The following is an 18660-nucleotide window of genomic DNA, read 5'->3' as shown; positions in this document are numbered from 1 at the left end:
GATTGACCGACAAAAATGTGATTTAATTATTTTATAAGGAGATTTATGAAGATATGGGAGAATATGTCACACCGGATTATATTTCAGGAAATGATATTAAGCTTATAAGAAGTGTTCTGGGAATGACTCAGAAGGAATTTGCTTCTTTTGTAAATACATCCAAGCGTACTGTTGAACGCTGGGAGAGCAGCGATGAACAGATAACCGGACCGATAGTACCGTTGGTGGATCTTTTGATAAAGAAGAATGATTATCCCGAGTCTCTCAGAGTTCCCAAAATGCAGTATGGATTAAGACTTTGGTACATGTATCATGATTTTGTGTGTACGATAATCGATATTGATGAATTAGAAAGAAAAATCTGCATTCATAATTATTTTACCAATCCCTTCTACAGAGCTTTTGGAATCAATACTGAACCTTCTTATGAAGACTATGAGGAGTTTCTGGAATCAAGGTGCATTCCGGAGACCAGAGACAAACTAAAACTAGAACTTAAGCGGCTGGACATTCCGTTTTATGACCCTATTATGATAATAGAAAAAACAAATGGACGAATGGCGGATGATGATTTTTGGATAAAGATTGAGAGGAATTATAGGGATGATCAGCTTATTTGATACTGATAGAAAGACCATAGACAGAAAATCCTCAAAGGGCAACCAGCTTAAATTTGAAAGAGACGGCATATGGTATAAAGCAGATAACATGGGATATGAAGGTCTGTCTGAATATGTTGTGGCAAACCTCCTTAAACACTCGGATCTTGCTGCGGATGAATTTGCAGGCTATGAACTTGAAGAAATCGAGTACAACGGTATTATTTATCCCGGATGCAAGAGCTGTGATTTTACGGAGGGATGGAAGCTGATCACACTTGAGCGTCTTTTTAAGACGTTTTTTGGAAAATCTCTTAATAAAATGATTTACAGTATTGAAGATCATTCAGAAAGGTTAAGACAACTGGTTTATCAGGTTGAACGAGTGACAGGAATTGAAAATTTTGGTTTATACATGAACAAAATTTTGACCATTGATGCGCTGTTTCTTAATGAGGACCGACATACACATAATATAGCGGTTATGATGAATGATAAAAAGGAATTTCGATTATGCCCGATATTTGATAATGGTGCGGCACTATTATCGGATACAAAGATGGATTACCCGTTGGACAGAGACTGTTTTACTTATATAGATAAGGTAAAAGCTGCAACTTTCTGTGATTCCTTTGAAGAACAGTTGGAAATATCAGAAAAACTGTTTGGTCAGTGCATTCACTTTTCATATGATGAAAAGACGGCAAAAACTATCATCGATGCTGCTGCAATCTATGATGAAGAAGTGAAGAAACGTGTATTTGATGTAATCATGCAAATGCGTCGGAAATATAAGTATATTTTTAAATGACAAGCAGATGTTTTTATAGGCAGGTGCAACTATGAAATATAACGCCATCACTCCCGCAACCTTCATATCCCGGCCCAACAGGTTCATCGCCATTGTAAAAGTGGATGGCAAGGAGCTGGCGGTTCATGTAAAAAACACCGGAAGATGCAGAGAACTCCTTCTTCCCGGGGCAAAAGTATACATGGAAAAGGCCGCCAATCCTGAGCGAAAGACACCTTATGATCTTGTGGCTGTAGAAAAGGACGGGAAGATCATTAACATTGATTCCCAGGCACCGAACATAGTGGTGAAGGAGTGGCTCCTATCACAAAAGAAGTACGATCTGGTGAAGCCCGAGCACAAGTATGGGGACTCCAGAATAGATTTTTACATGGAAAAAGGTGATGAGAAGTATCTCATGGAAGTGAAGGGTTGCACGCTGTTTGTGGATGGCGTGGGCTATTTCCCCGATGCTCCCACGGAGCGGGGCGCCAAGCACCTTAGGGAGCTGACCCATTCCATTGAGGAGGGCTACAAGCCGGTCATAGCCTTCGTTATACAGGGAGAGGGCATTGAGGAGGTTAGGCCCAATACCGCCACGGATCCTGAATTTGCAAAGGCCTTTGAGGAGGCTGTTGCGGCAGGAGTAAAGGTTCTTTTCCTCCAGTGTAAAGTTACCGAAGATTCGTTAAAAGTTGACTCTGAGTCATGGAAAAAGTAAGGCCTCTTCTCGGTTTATGAGTTATAATATAACCATACGATAAACCGAACACTACTCAAGGAGGTAGGACCATGGCAGAGATGAACACGAAGGCAATGTACAAGTTATCCTATGGACTGTTTGTGTGCACTGCGGTGCAGGGTGAAAAGAAAAACGGCTGCATCATCAACACTGCGATCCAGGTGGCATCTGATCCAAACAGGATTTCCATCGCTGTAAACAAGGCGAATTACACCCACGACATGATCAAAGAGACCGGCAGATGCAATATCTCTGTCATCAGCAAAAAGGCCACCTTTGACCTCTTTAAACACTTCGGCTTCCAGTCCGGAAGAGACGTGGATAAATTTGCAGATACATCAGTTTTTACCTATAACACCTCAGAGGACGGCGTGCCCTATATCACCAGCGGTACCAACGCTGCCTTTGCTCTCAAGGTGGAAAAGGAAGTGGATCTTGGATCCCACACTCTTTTTATCTGCGAGCCTCTTGCTATGAGGGTGCTGGACGACGCTCCTTCCTGCACCTATGAGTTCTACCAGAGCGATATCAAGCCAAAGCCCCAGGCTGTGGGCACAACTCCCAAGGGAGAGACCGTATGGCGCTGCACTATCTGCGGCTATGAGTATGTGGGAGAAGAGCTTCCCGATGATTTCATCTGTCCTATATGCAAGCATGGAAAGGATGACTTTGAAAAGATAGTCAGATAGATTATAATAGTAGCATCAGTATAAGTATTAGGAGATACTACGTTGAAGTTACTTCAGACAGCATATAATGATAAATTTTCAGATACGATAAAAAAATGGGCGCGTGACCTTGAAAACAATGGCCACGCCGCCCTTTTTCACGTTTATATACCCTATGATCATGAGGAATTGAGGGAGAGTCTTGATGAAGTCAGGGCAATCCTTGCCGCAGAGATGCCCGGAACTCCCGTTATCGGCTGCAGCTCCACCGGAGAGATCTATGAGGGCCGCATGAGCGATGAGGAGCTGGTGGTCACTCTTATGTTTTTTGAGGAAAAGAGCACGAGAGTTGAGATCATGCCCTATTACAAGCGAAGCGCCGAGATAGATTCCCAGTGGCTTTTGAGCTATGCCAAGAATATGCCCGATCTTAAGGGAATCGAGATCATCACCGCTGCTCCCTATCAGCCATTGGAGAATATGGGAAAAGTAATAGATGAGCTGCCTGAGAATATTGAGATTTTTGGCGGTGTTGCGGTGGGGGATGAGACGTACCCTTCCTTTGTGTTTGCAGATGGCTATGAGCTTAGTATGAACGGCTCTGCCGCGGTCTTTTACTGCGGCCCCGAGCTTCACATCCAGACCAACAGAATGTTTGGCTGGAAGGCCATAGGATACCCAATCGAAGTAACCAGGTCCCAGGGACCGGTGGTTTACGAGCTGGACGGCAAGCCCGCCTATGATGTTTACAATCATTACCTTCAGATAAAGCAGGGCAGGAACTTTTTCTATGACGCCCTGGAATTTCCCTGGGAGGTGGAGGCCAACGAGAACACAGGCTATATAAGACACGCCAAGTCCGTGAATCCCGACGGTTCCATCGTCATGTCCACCAATATCCCCCAGGGCAGCAAGATAAGACTGACCTACGGAGATCCCAGAAGGATCATTGAGCACACCAAGGAGACCTGCCGTCTGGTGCGGGATTTCGCGCCCCAGGTGGTCAGCATTATCAACTGTATGGGCCGCAAGCTTTTCTGGGGAGGAAAAGAGAATGTGGAGATCGCAGAGATCTCCAAACACATGGTAACCACGGGCTTTAGCGCTCTTGGTGAGATTCAGCGTTACAAGGGCACAAGTCTTCTTAACAACCTTTCCATCGTGACAGTGGCCATGAGAGAGGGCCCTGCCGGGGAAGTGGTGGAGCTTGATATCGATGGAATCCAGCAGCCGGAGAACATGCCTATTACAGCCAGGTTGGCGATTTTTATCAATACAATTACAGATGAGCTTATGGAAAAAAATGCGCAGCTAAGCGACCTTCTTTATAAGGCATCCCATGATGCACTGACAGGGCTGCTTAACCGCGGTGCAATTGAGCGAATTATCTATGAGACCGAAGCTACAGATTGGCATTTGATAATGTTTGACATGGATGATTTTAAGCTTATAAATGACAAGTGTGGTCATGTTGAGGGCGACAATATACTTCGCTGTACGGCCGCAAGTTTATCACGGTATATATCAGATCTTAAAGGTGTACATGCCGGCCGCTGGGGTGGTGAGGAATTTATGATCTATGTTCAAGATCGCACTCTTTCGGAAGTTGAGGAAATCGCTCAGACCATAGCTTCTATGGTAAAAAAGGAGAATAAATCCGAATGGCCTGTTACCATCAGTGTTGGTGTTACAAGCCACCATGCAGATGAAAGTGTTCTTCAGACCATCAATCGTGTTGATGAGCTGATGTACACTGCCAAGAACCAGGGAAAAGACAGGGTTTGCAGCGGAGAGTAAGGCAGAAATTATGAAATGGGGAGCAAATCACAACAAGCTATTACTGTTATGCGGAATATTTCTTCAGGTGCTCATATTGCTGACGGGCTGTGGAAGCGCATCTGAAGAGCCCGGAACCTACGGCGTTTTCATAGGTTCCACATCTGATATGAGTTTTTTATCTGACTATGATACTGTGGTGATCGATGCTCAGTACTACAGTCAGGAACAGATAGATGCCTTCAGAAAAGAAGGCCACAGGGTTTACAGCTACATCAATGTGGGCTCCCTGGAGAATTTCCGGGATTACTATGATGATTACAAGGACCTTTCCCTGGGAGTGTATGAGCACTGGGAGGATGAGGTCTGGATCGATGTCTCAGATACAAGGTGGCAGGAGTTTATTCTAAATATTCTGGCACCTTCTCTTTTGGAAAAAGATATCGACGGCTTTTTTGTAGATAACTGTGACGTTTACTACAACTACAAGGAAGAGCGGATTTTCCAGGGGCTTTGCAATATCATGAAGTCACTGAAGGCCACTAAGAAGAAAATCATAATAAACGGTGGTGATAACTTTCTTTATGACTATTATGATAGATATGGTAACTGCAGCGACGTGGTGACGGGAATCAATCAGGAATGCGTCTTTACGGCGGTGAATTGGGATGATAATTCCTTTACAAGAGCCGAAGCTGAGGACCATGAGTATTTCACGGAGTACATCGAGAAGTTTGGAAAAATGGGGATAAAGATATACCTTCTTGAGTACACCACGGATGAGGCACTTGCCGCAGAAATACAGGATTACTGCAGCGCAAATGGGTTTAGCTGTTATATAGCAGACTCCCTGGAGCTGACAGAAAAAGAAAAAAGTAAAAACGTTTGTTGGAGGCAAACACAGATGGAGTATGTATTTGAAATGCCTCAGGCAATGCTTGAGGATACTGACAAAAAGGGGACAGTAGAGCTTTTGGAGTATGATTCCAAGACATATGATGATGAAAACAGGGACCTTCATAAGGCTGCCTGGGTTTATCTTCCCTATGGCTATGACGAGAATGAAAAATATGACATTCTTTATCTTTTACACGGGGGCGGATACACACAGGACTGGTGGCTGAAGCTCTTTCCTGAGACCGTAACCATTCTTGACAACATGATCGCCCAGGGCCTGTCCAAGCCGGTTATCGTTGTTACACCAACCTTTTACCACGACGAAGATGACAAGAATTCAAACGACGAGTCAAGATGCGAGAATTTCAGATTTGAGCTTCGTAATGATCTGATCCCTGCTGTTGAGAGCAAGTACGCCGGCTACAGCAAGGGAGATGTTTCCGAGAAAAATCTCATTGCAACCAGAGACCACAGAGCCTTCGCGGGACTTTCACTGGGCTCCATGACCACCTACAGAGCAGCATTCTACAACAACTTCGATCTTTTTGCTTACTACGGACCATTCTCCGGATGCTGCGGACCTTTCGGTGACCACGACAAAGAGGTGGAGCGCATCTGCAAGACTCTGGCTGATGGCAAGGCTCAGGGCTATGACCTTAAGTTCATGCTCTGCTGCAACGGAGATAAGGACATTGCTTTCGAGGAGCACAAGGATATCATGGGAAAAGCTGTTGAAAAGACTGACCTTCTTGTGCCCGGCGAGAACTATGATTTCTTCATTATCCCCGGCGGCGTTCACGACATGAAGGCCTGGGAGCTTCACCTTTATCATGCACTGCAGGTGTTCTTTAAGAAATAATTATTGCCTATGGAATACAAAGAGTATGATCCTAAGAAATTAATAAAGGGGCTTCGGAACCTGGCCATTGTGCTGGCTGTCATCGTACTTATTTTTCTTATCGCTTCAATTAAGGAAAAGAAGGCCGAGGAGGCTTCCGGATTCCTTACTCCGGAGAATATTGAGAGCATGGAGCTATATAGTGCCAATGTAGGGGAAGAACGGGTTTCAAGATTTATCAGGATTTTTCCCAAAGGTGCCGGATACAGCGCTACTTATGAGGATTTTTCGGAAAAAGTACTTTCAGAAAAAGAAATTGATCCTTCCGCTCTTGAGACTATTTTTGAATTGTCCTGTGAGCAGTCAAGCCGCATGTATACGCAAATCCGAAGGGATAAGCATAAGCAAATACCCCCTGAGAGTCCAGCCACCAGGATTGAGTTCTCATTCGAAGTAAAATATGATGGCGGAAAAGAATTTTCCTATTCCACTGATTACAGAAGAGAAGAGGAACAGGAATTTTTTGATGAAGTTATGAGGCTCACAGGCTTTGAGGAAGAGAGCATACAGAAGGAACTGGCTGAACAGGAAGCTGAGGCAGCAGCATCTGAAAGCTCCTCAGAACCTGAGATAGTACCGCTTCTTTCCTCCATTGAGGATATAGGGCTTTCAAGTGCAGATGGAAAAAACTATACTTTCACCTATGATGACAGGCAGTATACCGCCATCTACACTCCGGACCACTGGAAGATAAGGGATTCCTATGATATCAACAGCATTGAGGACATGACCATTATCTGTCAGGCTCTTATAAATGAGCATCCTATCCACGGCAGGGACATGGTAAACTACAGAACCGTCGATGACATGGTGTACGAGTGGGAAGTCCATAACATCGCTTACTTCTTTTTCTCCGATAAGGACGAAGCGAAGGCCCATGCTAAGGATGTGGACTTTAACCCCGAAGATGCGGGACTTACCTTTGAAGAATATTATGATAAGTATTCCGATTTCTAATATCAGATAACAAGCGATAAAAAGCTTCAAGCTCTCTTTGAGTTTCGGCCAAAGCTTCCTTCATGGATTGATTCTTGGTGGGGAAGCTGTACATTTTTTCCAGATATCCCTGTGCCTTGGCTATCTCCCAGCTCTTGGGATAGACCAGCTCAAAGGCCAGGGCGATATGTCCTATCAGGTGATCGGCGGGAGTCTCCATCACATCCCTGAAAACAGCTATGTGCTGCCTGACCTGCTCCATGACAGCGGGGGTAACCCCGGAATTTTCCAGTTCCTCTTTGGAGACGTTGTAGATCTCCTCCATGGGGGTGTCCACGTTGACCTTCAGAATGTCCACCTTGTCCGCATCTCGAAGGATATTGCAAAAAACCAGCTCTTTTCCCGTGATGTCTTCTCTGATGCGGTACTTGTTGTGCTGTCTGATGACGTTTTCCAGCATCGCATCTGCGGTTCTGTCATCGGAAAAAGCCTCTATGAGCCGCTCCTCCTTAAAAAGGAGATCTGCCCCGAACTCCGCGTGGTCCACGGACTGGGAATCTATGAAGGTGTTGTATCTTTTTACCTGCTCGAACCTGCCGATATCGTGGAGCATCCCGGAAAGCCAGGCAAAATCCACTTCCTCCGGGGATAAACCCAGGGACTGGGCAATCTTTTCACAGTGGTCCGCAACCCTGTAGGTGTGTGCTATCTTAAGAGCAATCTTGGGATCCTTTGGATCGTAATTTCTTGTGTAGGTGGCGAACTGCTCCAGCACTCTTTTTCTGTCTAATGCCATTTGTGTAATGAAACTCCTTTGGGTCTTTTATTGTTTGACAAAATAGTGTCTTCCAAGCCATCTGGACAAGCCGTCAAGGCCCGGATATACAATTCTTTCAGATATGTTCTGATGATCCAGCATGTCCCTCACTGCCCAGCGAAGCTCCTTGGCGATGACATACTTGTAGGTCTTATGGGTATTGGCGTTCAAAAAGCCCTCAATGTCATTCATGTCGCTGGGAATTACGGAGAAGAAGGAATACTGATTGACGATCCTTCGGTCCACAGACGGGGGCTCTAAGATCAGCATGGCCTTATCACCCATATCCTCATCATACTGCTCAAGACTGTCGCACACATCCGCCAGCATGTCCACAGAAAAAACTGTGGTATTCATTTTTTTCGCCTCCCGGAGATATTTATCCGGAAGAAGGTCGTGGAGTTCATGGATGTCGATTCTCCAGACAACGCTGTCGTGCTTATCCATCATGTCCATGTTGGTCTCTGCAGTGGAAAAGTGAAGGCCAATCAGCGGAGAGTAGGACCAGTCCAGAAGCCTTGTGGGAAGGCCGTGGTGCTGGCCAAAGATCATCTGCCACCAGACGCTTCTTTCAATGGAGGGCTCCTCCATGGCGGCATATTTGGTGAAGTTCCGGAGAATGCAGGGCTCCAGGGCCTTCCTTTTGTCCTTGCAGTTGCGCATAAGGCTTGTCACCAGGGAAAAGTCCGCATCGGGCTGCCCTCTGTATACGAAAAGATTTCTGTTTCTTCCAAGGTCCTCTCTGTATTCCTGCTCTGAGATCATACGGAAAAGAGAGTCCATATCGCCTATTCTGACAGTATTTATCATTTAGATTTCCTCTTTTTTGAAAAATCATATCATCGGCTCTGATTATATTGTAGCAAGACAGCGGATATCTGCATATATTCAGAATATTATATAACCGTAAATTGATACAAAATTTACGAATTTTTAATTGAAAAGTGGCCAAAAAACAGTTAATAATTAAACTAAAGTAAAGGAGAACACTGATATGAATCTGGCGGATAGACATGTCTATGAAAGAAATAATCTGGCCTTTAAATTTGCGCTGATCATTCAGGTTTTTGAGCTTGTATCCACATATGTGTACGGCGCAGGCCGTGTGGGCTTTATGACCACAATTTCCATGACGGTGCTTCAGGTACTGGCCATAGTCGGCACCATTGCAAGCTATGCGTTGTACAGCAAAAGTGCCAAGGGCAAATATTTTCTGATGATTTGTATGTGCTTCGGTTATCTGGTGGTTATGCTGGGAAATATCCACGTTCCCTATCTTTGGGCCTTCGGACCGGCACTGCTTATACTGTCACTTTTGTATGCCGATCTTACGCTTACAGTAGTGGTTTCGGGAATTGTAATCGGTATAAATGCCATTTATATTCCGCTGTTTTTTGCCTATTATCCGGATCCCGCGGACAGACAGAACATGGTATTTACCGACCTGGTATATGCTATTTTGTTATCTCTGATGGCAATCTTCTATGTGCGCCTTAACGGCAGACACAACAAGGAATCCGTCGAAGAGATCCAGGCCGCAGCGGTTCAGCAGCAAAAGGATGCGGAGATGATGCTCTCTGTGGGCAATCAGATCGCAGCCAAGCTCGAGGATGCCAATGAAGCCATGGAAGCCCTGGCGGAGAAGGTTACCTCCAGTGCCGAGGCCTCTGAGCAGATATCCCAGTCCATCACCCTTACCGCAGAGTCCATCCAGACTCAGACCGAGATGAACTCCAATATCACCGAGGCTCTTGATAATATCGCGGACCAGGCAGGGGCTATGCGCAAGAATGCAGATGAGGTTACAGAGAACATCAATGACGGTAACAGACTTGTAAAAGACCTGAGGACCAAGTCCGAGGAGTCCTCAGCCATCAACGCAGAGACCGCCGAGATGACCGGCAACCTCCAGCAGTCCGCAGGCACTGTAAAAGATATTGTTAAGACCATCCTCAGTATTTCGGGCCAGACCAACCTTCTTGCTCTTAACGCCTCCATCGAGGCCGCCAGAGCCGGAGAAGCGGGCAAAGGCTTCGCTGTTGTTGCCGATGAGATCAGAGCTCTTTCAGAGACCACCAAGGAATCTGCAGAGCAGATCGCATCCACAATTGACGATCTTATTGAAAAAGTTGATACAGCCTCTGCAAATATGCAGAAATCCGTTGAATCCGCCAATCAGCAGGGCGAGATGATCGTTGAGACGGGAGCTAAATTCGAGGACATCCTCGCCAAGGTAACAGAGCTCACAGACAGAGCCGGCACGATTTCCGACAGTGTTGACGACTGTGTAAATGCCAACACCAAGGTTATGGATGCCATCAGCAATCTGTCTGCAACTTCTCAGGAGGTTGCAGCTTCCGCGACGTCCAGCATTGAGATAAGCCGCGACTGCGAAAGCGACATGAAGACAACGGAAGGTATACTTCGAGAGATCCTGGAGATCAGCAGAAGTACATCCAAAAAGTAAGCATTATTCAAGAAGGCCTGCGGTGACGCGGGCTTTCTTTTTGCCCTGAAAGTAAGCTATAATCAAATGTGGGGTCTGACCCCAAAACTAACGCAAGTGCAGGAAATATCTTATGTCTATAATAGAAACAGGAAACAGAGAAGAGGCAATTAAGGTTAAACTTCCATTGAAGGAATGTCTCTTTGGAGATGTGGAATTTTATAAAAAGGTTGCGATGATAGTGCTTCCAATGATCATCCAGAACACCCTCAGCAATGTGGTGGGACTTCTGGACAATATCATGGTGGGACAGGTGGGAACCCTCTCCATGTCCTCGGTGGCCATCGTCAATCAGATCCTTTTCATCTTTTATCTGTGCATCTGGGGCTCCTTTGGAGGCGCAGGTATATTCAGTACGCAGTTTTTCGGAAAAGGAGATATGGAGGGCGTCAGGTCTTCCATCAGGTTTAAGCTGGTTATAGCCATGACCATCATGGCCATAGCTCTTTGTATTTTGTATTTTAACGCCGGGAATCTGGTTTCTCTGTACATTGCAAAAGACACTCCGGAGGCTGACAGGCTCACCACCCTGACCTACGGTATAAAATACATGCATATCATGCTGGTGGGACTTATTCCCTTCAGCATTACCCAGTGCTATGCCAGTGCCATGAGGGAGTCCGGTAAAACCTCCCTTCCCATGATCGCGGGCATGACAGCAATGGTAGTGAACTTTGTGTTTAACGCCCTGCTTATCTTCGGACTTTTTGGCTTTCCTAAGATGGGAGTTCTCGGAGCAGCCATAGCCACTGTGATCTCAAGATTTGTGGAGCTTTTCATCGTGCTTTACGGAGCCCATAGAAGCAACAGCAGGTACAAGTTCTTTAAGGGGCTGTACAGGAACTTCAGGATCCCGGTGGATCTTATCTGGCCCATCCTGTCCAAGTCCCTGCCCCTTCTTGCCAACGAGTTTTTGTGGAGCCTTGCCCAGGCAACACTGCTTCAGGCCTACTCCGTAAGAGGTATAGCTGTTATCGCAGCCATGAATATCAGCGGTACCATATCCCAGATCTTTAACGAAGTATTTCTGTCTGTAGGTAATTCCGCCGGTATTGTGGTGGGACAGGAACTGGGAGCAGACCGTCTGGTCTCTGCAAGGCGCACAGCCTGGAGAATGGCAACCCTCAGCATTATGAGCACCATAGTCATGGGATCTCTTCTTTCAATTGTAGCTCCCATAATTCCGCAGTTTTACAACGTTGAGCCTGAGATAAAAGAGCTGGCCACAAGATATATCAGGATCGTGTCCATGTGCATGCCAATCTTTGCCTATGCTCACGTATCATATTTTACAATCAGGTCCGGTGGAAAGACCCTTATCACCTTCCTGTTTGACAGCTGCTTTTCCTGGGTAGTATCAGTGCCGGCAGCTTTCCTTCTTAGCAGATACACCGATATAAATGTGGCCAATGTATATTGGATCGTGAACCTTCTTGAGCTTATAAAGTGCACCGTGGGCTTCTGCCTGGTAAGAAGCGGAGTCTGGGTGAGAAATATAGTAAAGGCGGCGTAACCATGCCGATTAAGTTGTCGACCTATCTGAAAAATACATATGGGGAAAAGATATATCGTCTTTCCCTTTCATCAGGCTGCTCCTGTCCGAACCGGGACGGGAGCCTTATTATGGCTGACGGAAAGCCCTCCTACGGTGGCTGCACCTTCTGCTCTGAGGGCGGCAGCGGGGAATTTGCTCAGATGATAAAAGAGCCTGAGGAAATAGCCGGGCAGCTGGAAAAGGCCAAGGCGAGGATTGCGGAAAAAACCGATGCAAGGCGCTTTATCGCCTATTTTCAGTCCTACACCAATACCTATGGGGACCCTGACAGGCTCTATGCCCTGTACAAGGAGGTTATAGAGCGGGATGATATCGAGATCCTCTCCATCGGAACAAGACCTGACTGCATTTCCGAAGATATCCTTGATATGTTAAAAAAGCTGAATGCCATAAAGCCTGTCTGGGTGGAGCTGGGACTTCAGACCATCCACGAGAGGACTGCAAAGCACATAAACAGAGGGTATGAGCTCTCTGTTTTTCAGGATACCTACAGAAGGCTCAAGGAAGCCGGCATAACGGTGATCGTCCATGTGATCCTGGGGCTTCCCGGGGAAACAAAGGAGGATATGCTGGAGACCGTGCGCTTTTTGGCAGAGCTGTCCCCGGCCCTTGACGGCATCAAGCTCCAGAACCTGAATATCCTCAAGGGCACCGTTATGGCCCGGGAATATGAGGATTATCTCAAAAATCCTGAGGATGCGGAATTTCCATTTCATATCATGTCCATGGAGGAGTACACAGACCTCATCGCAGAGTGCCTGGCCCTTCTTCCAAAAGAAACTGTGGTCCATCGCATGACCGGTGACGGCCCCAGAGCCCTCCTTATCGAACCCCTCTGGGTTACTGACAAAAAGCGGGTTTTGAACATGCTGACAGCGAAATGCGCACTAGCATTTTTAGAGCAAAAATAGTATGATTAGAATACTATGGACTTATTTCAATATATGAGAGAAAACAATAAAGAAAAGGAATCACCGCTTGCCGCCAGGATGCGTCCCAGGACCCTTGATGAGGTCGTCGGACAGCAGCATATCATCGCCAGGGACAAGCTTCTTTATCGTGCAATATCAGCCGACAAGCTGAGCTCAATTATTTTCTATGGCCCACCCGGAACAGGTAAGACCACTCTTGCAAAAGTCATCGCAAATTCCACCAAGGCCCAGTTTACACAGATAAATGCCACAATAGCAGGCAAAAAGGACATGGAAGAAGTCGTCAAAAAAGCCAAGGATGACCTTGGAATGTACGGCAAGCGCACCATCCTTTTTATAGACGAGATCCACAGATTCAATAAGGGGCAGCAGGACTACCTCCTTCCTTTTGTGGAGGACGGAACCGTGATCCTTATCGGTGCCACCACCGAGAACCCTTACTTTGAGGTTAACGGAGCTCTTATTTCCAGGTCTGTGATATTTGAGCTGAGGCCCCTGACTTCTGATGATATCAAGGAGCTTCTTAACAGGGCTGTCACTGACAGAGAAAGAGGCATGGGGGCTTACAATGCAGTTCTTGAGCCTGACGCGGCAGATTTTCTTGCGGACCTGGCTGACGGCGATGCCCGTCACGCTCTCAATGCCATAGAACTGGGTATCATGACCACTGAGCGCAGCGAGGACGGTCTTATCCATATTACAAAAGAGGTTGCGGAGGAATGTATCCAGAAGAAGGTTGCCCGCTATGACAAGGACGGGGACAACCACTATGATACAATTTCCGCTTTTATCAAGAGTATGAGAGGCTCCGACCCGGATGCAGCGGTTTATTATCTTGCCCGTATGCTCAACGCCGGAGAGGATCCCAAGTTTATAGTAAGAAGAATGATGGTCTGTGCATCAGAGGATGTGGGAAACGCCGATCCGCAGGCCCTTCAGGTGGCTGTGGCCGCATCTCTTGCGGTGGAGCGCCTGGGAATGCCGGAAGCAAGGATAACTCTTGCCCAGGCAGCCAGTTATATAGCTTCTGCACCTAAGAGTAACGCAGCAATAATCGCCATAGACGATGCCATGGCGACAGTTCGGGAGACCGGGAATCTTCCGATACCGACTCATCTTCAGGATGCGCATTACAAGTCAGCGGCCAAGCTTGGCCACGGCATAGGCTACAAATATGCCCATGACTATCCCGATCACTATGTGGAACAGCAGTATCTGCCCTATGAGCTCAACGGCAAGGAATTTTACAGCCCCACAGGCAACGGATATGAGCAAAAGATCAGGGATCATATGAAGAAATTAAAGAGCCGTCACAGGGATGAAGAGGGTAAGTGAGGGGCTCTGACAATATAGCAAGGAACATTCAGGGGAAATGAAGAAAAAGAAACGTGTTTACAGTGGGGCCAGAGCCCGTAAAAATAGAAGAACCATGATAATCACAGGCATTACCGCAGGAGCAGCATCTTTGTTTGTTCTGGGTATGCTCCTGTGGGTTATATTCGGACAGAACGCAGGAACAGATTTGGCCCGGGAGGATGCCTCCATCTTTGAGGCCTCTGTGGAGCCCTACGTTCCCGAGACTGTTTCAGAGTACATAAACGAGAACGTCATCAACCACATTGTCAGCGGTGGTAAGGCCGTTTCACAGGCCCTTTCCGAAAGACCCGCCACAGTGGAGATGACAGCGGAGAACAGATCAACCTTTGCCAGGATAAATGACTGTCTTATCGTTGATTCCTCCAAGGTTAAGATTGATGTCACCAGCGATGGTATCCCCAAGAGCGATGACAAGTACTACTATCTTTTCCAGCAGCCCACCTATGAGGACAACCTCTCTGAGGAGGCTGAGCCCATCGCCAAGATCTACAAGGGAGACGATACCTCTTTTACCATCAATCTGAACAAGGGCGGAGCAGATTCAAGGCTCTTTTCCAAATTCAGCGTGGGAGTTAAGCTGGACGGCAAATACACCGCCATCAGCCACCCCAGATACATCACCAATCCCGGTGCCTGCGCCGGCTACAGCTACGGCGGTATGTCCCACAAGTCCATCAAGGGAATATTGCCTGACCCTCTCAGAATCGGAGAGCTGGCTGATCTTGGTGTTGAGTATGCCACCTACAACATGCCTCTGTCCCATATCCTCACAACTTCAGGGGGGATTGCCTACAGCTACGGCGGCGTTACCTACCATTTCAACGCAGGAATCATCAACAATTACGACAATCTGTTTATCAGACTCAACAATATGGGAATCGACGTTGCGGCCATCATTCTTAATGATGCTTCCGTGTCAGCTTTCCCGGAGATATCACATCCCGACGCAAGAGGCGGCTCCACAGCTCCTTACCGTATGTTCAACGCCAACACAGAGAGCGGCGTCAAGGCCCTGGCAGCCATCGGAAGCTTTTTGGCAAACCGCTATTCCGGCTCCGGCCATGGCAACGTCAGCATGTGGATCATCGCCAACGAGGTTAACGCTAGAAAAGAGTATAACTACATGCCCTTCGTTGACGTAAATACCTACACAGCCGCTTTTACCAGAGGTTTCAGAGTATTCTACAACGCCATCAAGAGTCAGAATTCAGCAGCCAAGGTCTATATTCCCATCGACCAGCGCTGGACCTACAATACATCCAAGACCGGAGATTATGATGCCAAGGATGTCTTAGACATTTTTGCCTCATCCATTAAGGAATACGGAGATATCAACTGGGGCCTTGCGGCTCACCCCTATTCCTTCCCCAACGGAAATACGGCTTTCTGGAACGCATCCAAGTACGTGACCCACGATTATTCCAGTCCCGTTATCACCATGGACAATATCGAGGTTCTCACCAACTACATGCAGACAGATGCCATGAGAACCGCTGAGGGCAATATGAGATCCATCATCCTCAGTGAGATCGGTTATTCCTCAACCTCGGGAGAGGCGCTGCAGGCTGCGGCCTTTGCCTATGCCTACACCAAGATGGTCAACAACGGCCACATAGATGCTCTTATGCTTTCAAGACAGACAGATGCCGGCGATGAGATCGCGGCCCTGGGACTGGCCCTGGGACTTCAGACCACCGGCGGTCATAAAAAAACTATCTGGAATGTCTTTAAATATATTGATACCGACAGGCGAAATGAGGTAGTATCATTTGCGTATGATATTGTAGGGAAACATTTTTAGTGATATAGGGACGAAAAGTTTCATTTATGGCTGCTTGCAGACATATAAATGAAACCTTGAGGACCGAACATACATGAGGAATAAAGATAAGGAGCACATTATGACAAACGCAGAAAAAGCACTGAAATTGCACGAAGAATGGCAGGGAAAACTGGAGATAAAGTCCAAGGCAGAGGTTAAGTCAAAAGAGGATCTGGCCCTGGCTTACACTCCCGGAGTTGCTGAGCCCTGCAAGCTTATTGCAGAGGATAAGAGCCTTGCTTACAAATACACCATTAAGCAGAACACCATCGCTGTAGTATCAGACGGCAGCGCGGTTCTTGGCCTTGGTAACATCGGACCCTATGCCGCAATGCCTGTTATGGAGGGAAAAGCAGTTCTCTTCAAGGAATTCGGCGGCGTGAATGCAGTGCCTATCTGTCTCGATACCCAGGATACCGAGGAGATCATCAAAGCCGTAACATATCTTGCTCCCGGCTTTGGCGGTATCAACTTAGAGGATATCTCAGCTCCAAGATGCTTTGAAATAGAGGAAAGACTCAAGGAAAAGCTTGATATTCCCGTATTCCACGACGATCAGCACGGAACAGCCATCATCGTTCTTGCAGGCGTCATCAACGGCCTTAAGGTTGTGGGCAAAAAGAAAGAGGACTGCAAGGTCATCGTCAACGGTGCCGGCAGCGCGGGAATTGCCATTACCAAGCTCCTCCTTCGATATGGTTTTAAGAACGTAACTCTTTGCGACAAGGTTGGAATCCTCAACAAGAACACCGAGGGTCTTAACTGGATGCAGGAGAAGATGATGGATGTCACCAATCCTGAGCAGCTTTCAGGAAGCCTTGCGGATGCCCTGAAGGGCGCAGACGTATTCGTAGGCGTTTCTGCTCCCGGCATTGTGACCAAGGAGATGGCAGCAGCCATGAACAAGGATGCCATCATGTTTGCCATGGCCAATCCTGTTCCCGAGATCATGCCTGACCTTGCCAGGGATGCCGGCGTAAGAGTTATCGGAACCGGCCGCTCAGACTTCCCGAACCAGGTTAACAACGTTCTTGTATTCCCAGGAATCTTCAAGGGTGCCCTGGAGTGCGGCGCAACTCAGATCACCGAGGAGATGAAGCTCTCTGCCGCAACAGCAGTAGCTTCCCTTGTTCCCGACGAGGAGCTTTCCGATGTTAACATCCTTCCTGCAGCCTTTGATCCAAGAGTTGCAGACGTTGTGTCAGCTGCAGTAAGAGACTGCTACGCACAGCAGAAGTAATAGTAATTTAGATTTTGATTTATTTGGAGGATATCTGTGAGTTCACAATATCTAACTTTGTATAAGATGATAGTTCTGTACATGCTGAAGCGCTGCGAGGTGTCCCTTAGCAAGTCCCAGATCTATGATTTCATTCTTGAAAAAGAATATACCAATTTCCTGACTCTTCAGGAGGTTTTTGCTGAGCTGGCTTCTTCCGAGCTTATCGTGGAAAAGACCATGGCCAACAGAACCTACCTGGAGATCACCCCGGAGGGGGATGAGACCCTGAAGTTCTTTGGCAACAGGATCAATCCCGCCATCAAGCATGAGATTGATGAGTACCTTCGCTCCAACAGCATGAAGCTTCGAAACGAGTCTTCCATTCTCGGCGATTACACCAAGACCGGAGACAACGAGTACACCGTAAGCCTCATCGCCAGGGAGAACGGCCAGAACCTCATGGACCTTCAGCTCTCTGTTCCCACAGAGGAGATTGCCCAGAGCATCTGCGACAACTGGCAGACCAAGAACCAGGAAGTATATCAGTTCATAATTCAACAACTAATGATGTAAAAAAGCAAGTCTAAAAAACGATAATATAAATGTGTTTAATCTTATGCGAAATGAACTCTTCTTACAACTGTTCCAAAAGGCATGAGTGATACTTTAGCAATCTTGAAGAACTGCTTTCCAAAAGGAATTCCTACGATAGTGATGCAAAGAAGGCATCCAAGTATAAAGTTGATCAATGCAAGCTCAATGCCGCTTACGAAGAACCAGATCACATTCATGATGAATGAAAAGCATCCGCCATCGGACTCTACTTCTTTTCCAAAAGGATTAAGTGAAATAGAAGCAAGCTTGAAGCACTGTAATCCAACAGGGATTCCTACAATAGTTAAGCACCAGATGCATCCTGCGATCATCCATGCAAACCAACTAATAAAGCCACCACAAATTATCCAAAGTATATTTCCTAAAATTCTCATTTTTTTAATCTCCTTTGTTTTTTTGTTTTGATGCTTATTTATACGATGCAAGTTTATTGTGTGGCAAAAAAAATTAGATGCACTAGGCTCATATCAAATGATATGGGCCTTTTGTTTTTAGTAAAAGTCTCTTT

General features: G+C 46.7%; 17 protein-coding genes. 14 read left to right on the top strand and 3 right to left on the bottom strand.

Features of this window, described 5'->3' with window-relative positions:
- Positions 1-53 precede the first annotated feature (53 nt).
- From T359_RS19360 to T359_RS0104845, 7 genes are all read left to right on the top strand, one after another.
- A complete protein-coding gene (locus T359_RS19360) occupies positions 54-620 on the top strand; it encodes a helix-turn-helix domain-containing protein (protein WP_035783556.1) in 567 nt (188 codons plus the stop codon).
- Positions 604-1410: a hypothetical protein gene (locus T359_RS0104870; protein WP_026516503.1), complete on the top strand. Its 807-nt coding sequence runs from the start codon at positions 604-606 to the stop codon at positions 1408-1410. Before T359_RS19360 ends, T359_RS0104870 begins: the two co-directional genes overlap by 17 nt.
- Before the next feature lie 31 nt (positions 1411-1441).
- A complete protein-coding gene (gene sfsA, locus T359_RS0104865; protein WP_026516502.1) occupies positions 1442-2110 on the top strand; it encodes a DNA/RNA nuclease SfsA in 669 nt (222 codons plus the stop codon).
- An 80-nt stretch (positions 2111-2190) separates the two neighbouring features.
- Positions 2191-2820, top strand: a complete 630-nt coding sequence (locus T359_RS0104860) for a flavin reductase (protein ID WP_026516501.1) — start codon at positions 2191-2193, stop codon at positions 2818-2820.
- 42 nt (positions 2821-2862) lie between these two features.
- Positions 2863-4596: a sensor domain-containing diguanylate cyclase gene (locus tag T359_RS0104855; RefSeq protein WP_026516500.1), complete on the top strand. Its 1734-nt coding sequence runs from the start codon at positions 2863-2865 to the stop codon at positions 4594-4596.
- Between the two features lie 10 nt (positions 4597-4606).
- The gene (locus T359_RS21315; protein WP_051544937.1) at positions 4607-6331 is read left to right on the top strand and encodes an endo alpha-1,4 polygalactosaminidase; all 1725 of its coding nucleotides are present in this window, start codon (positions 4607-4609) and stop codon (positions 6329-6331) included.
- Positions 6332-6340: 9 nt separating this feature from the next.
- Positions 6341-7327: a hypothetical protein gene (locus T359_RS0104845; protein ID WP_026516499.1), complete on the top strand. Its 987-nt coding sequence runs from the start codon at positions 6341-6343 to the stop codon at positions 7325-7327.
- Here the strand turns inward: T359_RS0104845 and T359_RS19350 are convergent.
- Together T359_RS19350 and T359_RS0104835 are read right to left on the bottom strand one after the other, a co-directional pair.
- Positions 7287-8102: an HD domain-containing protein gene (locus tag T359_RS19350; RefSeq protein WP_051544935.1), complete on the bottom strand. Its 816-nt coding sequence runs from the start codon at positions 8100-8102 to the stop codon at positions 7287-7289. The genes T359_RS0104845 and T359_RS19350 overlap by 41 nt on opposite strands.
- Before the next feature lie 27 nt (positions 8103-8129).
- Positions 8130-8933 (bottom strand): FRG domain-containing protein, encoded by an 804-nt coding sequence (locus tag T359_RS0104835; protein ID WP_026516498.1) that lies wholly within the window; start codon positions 8931-8933, stop codon positions 8130-8132.
- Positions 8934-9117: 184 nt separating this feature from the next.
- On the opposite strand from T359_RS0104835, the gene T359_RS0104830 reads away from it, so the two are divergent.
- The 7 genes from T359_RS0104830 to T359_RS0104800 all read left to right on the top strand — a co-directional run bounded on the left by T359_RS0104830 (position 9118) and on the right by T359_RS0104800 (position 18110).
- A complete protein-coding gene (locus T359_RS0104830; RefSeq protein ID WP_026516497.1) occupies positions 9118-10590 on the top strand; it encodes a methyl-accepting chemotaxis protein in 1473 nt (490 codons plus the stop codon).
- Between the two features lie 112 nt (positions 10591-10702).
- Positions 10703-12142: an MATE family efflux transporter gene (locus tag T359_RS0104825; protein WP_051544933.1), complete on the top strand. Its 1440-nt coding sequence runs from the start codon at positions 10703-10705 to the stop codon at positions 12140-12142.
- Positions 12143-12144: 2 nt separating this feature from the next.
- Positions 12145-13095: a TIGR01212 family radical SAM protein gene (locus tag T359_RS0104820; protein WP_026516495.1), complete on the top strand. Its 951-nt coding sequence runs from the start codon at positions 12145-12147 to the stop codon at positions 13093-13095.
- Between the two features lie 15 nt (positions 13096-13110).
- A complete protein-coding gene (locus T359_RS0104815; RefSeq protein ID WP_026516494.1) occupies positions 13111-14451 on the top strand; it encodes a replication-associated recombination protein A in 1341 nt (446 codons plus the stop codon).
- Between the two features lie 37 nt (positions 14452-14488).
- Positions 14489-16294, top strand: a complete 1806-nt coding sequence (locus tag T359_RS0104810) for a DUF5722 domain-containing protein (protein ID WP_026516493.1) — start codon at positions 14489-14491, stop codon at positions 16292-16294.
- Between the two features lie 100 nt (positions 16295-16394).
- The gene (locus T359_RS0104805) at positions 16395-17555 is read left to right on the top strand and encodes an NAD(P)-dependent malic enzyme (protein ID WP_026516492.1); all 1161 of its coding nucleotides are present in this window, start codon (positions 16395-16397) and stop codon (positions 17553-17555) included.
- Positions 17556-17591: 36 nt separating this feature from the next.
- Positions 17592-18110: a DUF4364 family protein gene (locus tag T359_RS0104800; protein WP_026516491.1), complete on the top strand. Its 519-nt coding sequence runs from the start codon at positions 17592-17594 to the stop codon at positions 18108-18110.
- A gap of 41 nt (positions 18111-18151) precedes the next feature.
- Here the strand turns inward: T359_RS0104800 and T359_RS0104795 are convergent, their stop codons facing one another.
- Positions 18152-18526 (bottom strand): YccF domain-containing protein, encoded by a 375-nt coding sequence (locus T359_RS0104795; protein ID WP_026516490.1) that lies wholly within the window; start codon positions 18524-18526, stop codon positions 18152-18154.
- Positions 18527-18660: the final 134 nt, after the last annotated feature.

The organism is Butyrivibrio sp. MC2021, from assembly GCF_000621605.1.
Taxonomy (GTDB): Bacteria; Bacillota; Clostridia; order Lachnospirales; family Lachnospiraceae; genus Butyrivibrio.
Note: the sequence above shows the minus strand (reverse complement) of the source record. Positions and strands in the feature narration are given on the sequence as shown.

Bases quoted from the DNA above. Each gene is read 5' to 3' on its own strand.
- T359_RS19360 (WP_035783556.1), top strand. From the start codon at position 54: ATGGGAGAATATGTCACACCGGATTATATTTCAGGAAATGATATTAAG.
- T359_RS0104870 (WP_026516503.1), top strand. From the start codon at position 604: ATGATCAGCTTATTTGATACTGATAGAAAGACCATAGACAGAAAATCC.
- sfsA (WP_026516502.1), top strand. From the start codon at position 1,442: ATGAAATATAACGCCATCACTCCCGCAACCTTCATATCCCGGCCCAAC.
- T359_RS0104860 (WP_026516501.1), top strand. From the start codon at position 2,191: ATGAACACGAAGGCAATGTACAAGTTATCCTATGGACTGTTTGTGTGC.
- T359_RS21315 (WP_051544937.1), top strand. From the start codon at position 4,607: ATGAAATGGGGAGCAAATCACAACAAGCTATTACTGTTATGCGGAATA.
- T359_RS0104845 (WP_026516499.1), top strand. From the start codon at position 6,341: ATGGAATACAAAGAGTATGATCCTAAGAAATTAATAAAGGGGCTTCGG.
- T359_RS19350 (WP_051544935.1), bottom strand. From the start codon at position 8,102: ATGGCATTAGACAGAAAAAGAGTGCTGGAGCAGTTCGCCACCTACACA.
- T359_RS0104835 (WP_026516498.1), bottom strand. From the start codon at position 8,933: ATGATAAATACTGTCAGAATAGGCGATATGGACTCTCTTTTCCGTATG.
- T359_RS0104830 (WP_026516497.1), top strand. From the start codon at position 9,118: ATGAATCTGGCGGATAGACATGTCTATGAAAGAAATAATCTGGCCTTT.
- T359_RS0104825 (WP_051544933.1), top strand. From the start codon at position 10,703: ATGTCTATAATAGAAACAGGAAACAGAGAAGAGGCAATTAAGGTTAAA.
- T359_RS0104820 (WP_026516495.1), top strand. From the start codon at position 12,145: ATGCCGATTAAGTTGTCGACCTATCTGAAAAATACATATGGGGAAAAG.
- T359_RS0104815 (WP_026516494.1), top strand. From the start codon at position 13,111: ATGGACTTATTTCAATATATGAGAGAAAACAATAAAGAAAAGGAATCA.
- T359_RS0104810 (WP_026516493.1), top strand. From the start codon at position 14,489: ATGAAGAAAAAGAAACGTGTTTACAGTGGGGCCAGAGCCCGTAAAAAT.
- T359_RS0104805 (WP_026516492.1), top strand. From the start codon at position 16,395: ATGACAAACGCAGAAAAAGCACTGAAATTGCACGAAGAATGGCAGGGA.
- T359_RS0104795 (WP_026516490.1), bottom strand. From the start codon at position 18,526: ATGAGAATTTTAGGAAATATACTTTGGATAATTTGTGGTGGCTTTATT.